Origin of the sequence: Streptacidiphilus monticola, from assembly GCF_042658505.1 — a bacterium.
Classification (GTDB): domain Bacteria; phylum Actinomycetota; class Actinomycetes; order Streptomycetales; family Streptomycetaceae; genus Streptacidiphilus; species Streptacidiphilus monticola.
The window spans coordinates 55388-61171 of sequence record NZ_JBHSQJ010000004.1 but is presented as its reverse complement, the minus strand read 5'-3'; the positions used below and the strand labels follow the sequence as shown (position 1 = coordinate 61171).

Here is a 5784-nt window from a genome sequence, read left to right as displayed (position 1 = left end):
GGCGCCGGCGCGCCTCCTCCTCGGGGCCTCCGCGGTGCTCTTCGAGGGCACGACATTCGGGCAACGCCCGCAACCGTGACGGAGCCAGGAGGTGGATTGACGGTGCGTGAGCATGGCGGAGTCGGCCCCCGAACGGGCGCGTCGAGCGGCGGCCTTCCGGAGGTCGGGTGAGGGGCGTGCGCCAACGGGGTTGCCCCGCCGCCGCGCTGTCCCGCCGACTCGGCGCGACCTCCACCCGAGCGGGCGCAGCGGGCTCCCGTTGGTGCGAGTCAGGGAGGTGGCGGGCAGGCTCCGGGGAGTTTCTTCCACGATGCGACAAAACGTTGTCCGCGTGGCGTCGGGCCAGCAGACTGTAGCCATGGACGCGCAGCACAAGGCCACGATCCGGGCAGCCGCACAGCGGCACCCCGTGAACGCCTTCCGTGCGCACCACTTCGCGGGTCTGCGCTGTCGCGCCTGCTGAACGGCGTTGCCCAGACGCGCTCGCGCGCATGCCTCGTGCAGCCGTGACGACCGCCGCGTGCCCTTGCGTGCCCGCGGTGAGGGCGTGCTGACGCCGCCGCTCCTCCCTGCCCGGCCCTGGCCGTGGGCGCCCTGCGGGTGCCGTCACGCCCACAAGTCGGCCTGCCCCGGGCACTCCTGACGCGCCGAGACCCGAGTGGGCGAAGCCTGCCCGGCGTCGGCCCCGCGTCGGGGCACACCAACCGCCTCCGCCTGTGACTCCGCCGCCGTCATCCCCGTCCTACCGGAAGGAACCGTACGCCCGTGTCCCCGCTCGAAGTCTCCGCACCGAACCGAAGACTGTTCCTGCAGACCCTCCTCGGCGCCGGCGCCGCTCTCGGGCTCAGTGCCTGCACGAGCGCAGCGGCCAGTGGTCCCTCGTTGTCGGCGAGTGCGCCGCTGCCCACGTCGGTGCCCTCGGGCACCGGTCTGCGGATCGCGTCCGCGCTGGGGGCCGAGCAACTCCAGCTGCAGCTCTCCGGTCTGATCAAGCAGATCCCCTTCACCGTCTCGTCCTGGCCGAACATCGGCGCGGGGCCCGACGTCATCAACGCCTTCCGGGCCAACTCCCTGGACCTGGCGAACAACGCCGGCATCCCGCCGATCCAGGCGCACTTCCAGGGCTTCGACGCGCGCATCGTGGCGCTCGACCTGACCCGCAAGCCGTCGTACCTGTTCGCCACCAAGCCGCACAGCGACATCCAGTCGGTGGCTCAGTTCGCGGGCAAGAAGCTGGCGTTCTCGCAGGGGCAGGCGCAGGGCGTGGTGCTGCTGCGGGCGCTGCACGAGGCCGGGTTGAAGGACTCGGACGTGCAGCTGGTGCCGCTGACGAGCAATCAGTTCCTGACCGCGCTGGAGGCGGGGCAGGTGGACATCGCGCCCCTCGCCATCTCGCAGGCCCCGGCGTACCTCAACCGCTACGGCGCCGACGGCGCGCACACCATCGCCACCGACGTCGTCGACCTGCTCAACCTGCTGTGGGCCCCGGCCGAGGTGCTGGCCGACTCCGCGAAGGCGGCCGCGATCGCGGCCTACATCCCGATCTGGGCGAAGGGGCTCGTATGGGTCTACGAGAACCCCACGGTCTGGGAGCAGGAGTTCTACGTCAAGACCCAGAACATCAGCCTCGCCCAGGCCAAGCAGGTGACCGCGCTGAGCAACAAGCCGCTGCTGCCCAGCAGTTGGGACTCTGCGATCGCCTGGGAGCAGCAGACAATCGATCTGCTGGCCCAGGGCGGCTTCGTGAAGTCCTTCAAGGCCGAGACCCTCTTCGACCGCCGTTTCGAGCACCTCGCGGCGGCGGCCGTCCCCGCCGAGTACCGGAGCTGACCATGGCCGAACACGTGTCGACCGCAGTGGTGACGGCGCCCGTCCCCACCACGCAGCAACCGCCCGCCGTCCCGCCCGGCGACCCGACCGTCACCCCGTCCGCCGACCTGTCCGCCGGCCCCGGCGCGGTGGTCGTCGGACGCGCCCGGGCGCGCAGGCTCGCGCCGGGGCCGCGACGCCCGTACGCCCGGCTGCTGGGGCCGCTGCTCCTGGTGGCCGTCTGGGCCGGGGCCAGCGGGGCCGGGGTACTCGATCCGCGGGTGCTGCCCGCGCCGTGGACGGTCCTGCACACGGGGGCGCACCTGTGGACGGAGGGGACGCTCCGCACCGACCTGGCCACCTCGCTGTGGCGGGCGGTGCAGGGCTTCGCGATCGGCCTGCTGGCGGGGGTGGTGCTGGCGCTGGTCGCGGGGCTGAGCCGGATCGGCGAGGCGCTGATCGACGGCACGGTGCAGGTCAACCGCGCCGTGCCCACCCTTGGACTGATCCCGTTGTTCATCCTGTGGCTGGGTATCGGTGAGACGTTCAAGGTCGTCATCATCGCGATCGTCGTCTACATCCCGGTCTACCTGAACCTGCACGCCGCCCTGGCGGGGATCGACTCGCGGTACGTCGAACTCGCCGAGGTGCTGCGGCTCAGCCGCTGGCAGTTCGTCCGGCAGGTCGTCATCCCCGGTGCGCTGCCCGGGTTCTTCGTGGGGCTGCGCCTGGCGGTCACCGGTTCCTGGCTGTCGCTGGTGGTGCTGGAGCAGATCAACGCGACCAACGGCCTCGGCTACATGATGTTCCAGGCGCAGAACTACGGCCAGACCGACGTCATCGTCCTCGGACTGCTCATCTACGGGGTCTTCGGCTTCGCCTCCGACTCCGCCGTCCGTCTGCTGGAAAGGAGGGTGCTGGTATGGCGCCGATCGCTGAGCAGCTGACCCTGCCCGCCGTCCGGATCACCGGCCTGACCCGCTCGTTCGGCCCGCGCACCGTGCTCGACGACATCGATCTGGAGATCCCGCCGGGGCAGTTCGTCGCCCTGCTGGGCCACTCGGGCTCGGGCAAGAGCACCCTGCTGCGCGCCATCGCGGGCCTCGACCACGACACGGCCGGCGGCGGCGAACTCGTCACCCCGGAGCGGGTTTCGGTGGTCTTCCAGGACTCCCGGCTGCTGCCCTGGCGCCGTGTCCTGGACAACGTCCTGCTCGGCACCGGCAGGCCGGACGCCGACGGCCGCGACGCGGCCGAGCGCGGCCGCGCGGCGCTCGCCGAGGTCGGGCTGGCCGGGCGGGAGAGCGCCTGGCCCGGGCAACTGTCGGGAGGTGAGCAGCAGCGGGCGGCGCTGGCGCGCTCGCTGGTGCGCGAGCCCGAACTCCTGCTCGCCGACGAGCCGTTCGGGGCACTGGACGCGCTCACCCGGATCCGGATGCACGCCCTGCTGCGCGAGCTGTGGCAACGTCACCACCCCTCGGTGCTGCTGGTCACCCACGACGTCGACGAGGCCGCCGTGCTCGCGGACCGGGTCCTGGTCCTGGAGCACGGCCGGATCGCCGTCGATCTGACCATCGACCTGCCCCACCCGCGCTCGTACCGCGACCCACGACTGGGCGAGTACCGCGAGCAGCTGCTGGCGGCCCTCGGCGTCCGCGCCGACGGCGAGCCCGACACCGCTGCCACGGCGGCGGTTCCGGCCCAACCGTCAAGGGAGGGCTGAGCGTTGGGCGAGTACCTCTGGTACATCCCGAACACGGTCGAGCCCGGCCATCGCGGCGACGACACGCGGGAGGACTGGGGCAGCCTCGACCACCTGACCGACCTCGCCCGGGCGGCCGAGGACCACGGCTGGGCCGGAGCGCTCCTGGGCACGGGCTGGGGGCGACCGGACACCTTCACGGTGGCGGCGTCCCTGGCCGCGCGCACCACGGCGTTCAAGCCGCTCGTCGCGATCCGGCCCGGCTACTGGCACCCCGCCAACTTCGCCTCCGCCTCGGCCACGCTCGACCGGCTGAGCCGGGGCCGGGTCCTGGTGAACGTCGTCAGCGGGCTGGACAGCCCCGCCGCCTACGGCGACGGCGAGTTCGACCAGTCCCGCCGGTACGAGCGCACGCTGGAGTTCCTGCGCCTGGTGCGCCGGCTGTGGAGCGGGGAGGAGGTGACCTTCCGCGGGGACCACTACCGGGTGGACGGCTCCCGCGTCCGGCCGCTGCCGTGGGGCGCGGAGGAGGGACGTCATCCACGGCTGTACTTCGGCGGCGCGAGCGACGCCGCCGAGAGGGTCGCGGCGCAGGAGGCCGACGTCCAACTGTTCTGGGGTGAGCCGTTGGACGGCATCGCCGAGCGCGTCGAGCGGCTGCGCGCGCTCAGCGCGCGCGTCGAACGCCGCCACCGGCCACTGGAGTTCGGGCTGAGGGTGACGACCGTCGTGCGGGACACGAGGGAGGAGGCGTGGCGGGCCGCGGAGGAGAAGGTCGCCCTGATGGCCCGGCAGGGGGCGCACGACCCCGAGGCGCTGCAGCGCCGGCCGGCGGTCGGCCAGCGCCGGCTGCTCGACCTGGCAGCCCGGGGCGAGGTCCTGGACAGCTGCCTCTACACCACGCCGGGACGCCACGGCGGCGGGGGAGCGGGCACGACCTGGCTGGTCGGCTCGGCCGAGGACGTCGCCGCCGCCCTGGACCGGTACCGCGAGCTCGGCGTCACGCACTTCGTGCTGTCCGACACCCCGTACCGGCAGGAGATCGCCCGGGTCGGCGACCAACTCCTGCCGCTGTTGCGGAAGTTCGCAGCCGACCCGGCCGCCGCGGCCCGGGCTGCCGAGCCGCACCCCGCCACGCCCCAGCCCCACGCACCGCTGCCGCCGACCGCTGCGGCTCCCACGGAGGTCCCCGCATGACCGCGCTCGCCCACGACACCACCTCCCTGCGCGCCGTCTTCGGCGCCTTCCCCTCGGGCGTCACAGCCCTCGCCGCCCTGGTCGGCGGGCGGCCGGTCGGGCTGGCCGCCAGCTCGTTCACGTCCGTGTCCCTCACGCCGCCGCTCGTGTCGGTCTGCATGGCGCACACCTCGACGACCTGGCCGGCGCTGCGTCAGGCCGAGCGCCTGGGCATCAGCGTGCTCGGCGCGGACCACGGGTCGCTGGGCCGGCGGCTGGCCGGGCCCAGCGGCGAGCGCTTCAACGGCGTGTCCTGGCGGGCGACTTCGGACGGCGCGGTGCTGCTGGAGGGGGCGAGCGCCTGGTTCGAGTGCTCGGTCGAGCAGGAGGTCCGCGCCGGGGACCACGACATCGTGGTGCTCCGCGTGCACGACCTGAACGCCGACCCGGCCGTCGAACCGCTCGTCTTCCACGCGAGCACCTTCCGCGCCCTCGTGCCCGCCGCCTGACGGCCGCCGCGCCCGTGCGCGGGACTCGTCAGCGAAGGGCCGTCCCGCGCAGGAGCAGCAGCGCGACGTCCAAGGCGCTGAGGCCGATGGCCAGTTGAAAGGCCAGCCGGCTGTCCGGGCGCCGGGTGCGGGGGAGGGCGGCGCCGGTGGCCAGGGCGCCCGCCAGGGCCAGGCCGGACCAGCCCACCGTACCCGGCGGCGAGGCGGGGCTGAGGACCAGGGTGGCGGAGGCGGCCAGGAGCAGGGCGGCGGCGAGGGCGGCGCTAGAGCCGCGCCCCAGCCGGTGGGGCAGTCCGCGGATGCCGCACGCCAGGTCGGCTTCGAGGTCGGGGATGACGTTGGTGAAGTGGGCGCCCACGCCGAGCAGCGCCCCGACCGCGAGCAGCCAGGGCGGGGGCCAGGGGTGCCCGGGGAGGCCGAGGGTGACGAAGGCGGGCAGGAGCGCGAAGGCCAGCGCGTACGGCAGCCAGGACCAGAGGGTGCCCTTGAGGAGGGCGTTGTAGGCCAGTGCCGCGGCCACGGCGAGCAGGTGGGCCGCCCCCGCCGCCCGCCCCGACGCCAGGGAGAGGGGGACGCAGGCGGCGGCGG

General features: G+C 73.9%; 6 protein-coding genes. 5 read left to right on the top strand and 1 reads right to left on the bottom strand.

Annotated features, from left to right (window positions below; all coding sequences use genetic code 11):
* Positions 1-765 precede the first annotated feature (765 nt).
* Genes ACFP3V_RS01150 through ACFP3V_RS01130 form a run of 5 tightly spaced genes read left to right on the top strand, consistent with a single transcriptional unit; the run spans position 766 to position 5196 of the window.
* Positions 766-1830, top strand: coding sequence for an ABC transporter substrate-binding protein (locus ACFP3V_RS01150; protein WP_380578644.1), 1065 nt, complete (start codon positions 766-768; stop codon positions 1828-1830).
* A gap of 2 nt (positions 1831-1832) precedes the next feature.
* Positions 1833-2756, top strand: a complete 924-nt coding sequence (locus tag ACFP3V_RS01145) for an ABC transporter permease (RefSeq protein WP_380578642.1) — start codon at positions 1833-1835, stop codon at positions 2754-2756.
* A complete protein-coding gene (locus ACFP3V_RS01140; protein ID WP_380578640.1) occupies positions 2732-3532 on the top strand; it encodes an ABC transporter ATP-binding protein in 801 nt (266 codons plus the stop codon). The genes ACFP3V_RS01145 and ACFP3V_RS01140 overlap by 25 nt, the downstream gene beginning before the upstream one ends.
* Positions 3533-3535: 3 nt before the next feature.
* Complete coding sequence (locus ACFP3V_RS01135) at positions 3536-4708, top strand: LLM class flavin-dependent oxidoreductase (RefSeq protein ID WP_380578638.1); 1173 nt, start codon at positions 3536-3538, stop codon at positions 4706-4708.
* Positions 4705-5196, top strand: a complete 492-nt coding sequence (locus ACFP3V_RS01130; protein ID WP_380578636.1) for a flavin reductase family protein — start codon at positions 4705-4707, stop codon at positions 5194-5196. The genes ACFP3V_RS01135 and ACFP3V_RS01130 overlap by 4 nt, the downstream gene beginning before the upstream one ends.
* Before the next feature lie 28 nt (positions 5197-5224).
* Here ACFP3V_RS01130 and ACFP3V_RS01125 read toward each other — a convergent pair.
* The coding region (locus tag ACFP3V_RS01125) for a UbiA family prenyltransferase (protein WP_380578634.1) at positions 5225-5784 on the bottom strand (560 nt) is incomplete at its 5' end.

Coding starts and splice junctions, on each gene's coding strand:
- ACFP3V_RS01145 (WP_380578642.1), top strand. CDS start 1,833: ATGGCCGAACACGTGTCGACCGCAGTGGTGACGGCGCCCGTCCCCACC.
- ACFP3V_RS01140 (WP_380578640.1), top strand. CDS start 2,732: ATGGCGCCGATCGCTGAGCAGCTGACCCTGCCCGCCGTCCGGATCACC.
- ACFP3V_RS01130 (WP_380578636.1), top strand. CDS start 4,705: ATGACCGCGCTCGCCCACGACACCACCTCCCTGCGCGCCGTCTTCGGC.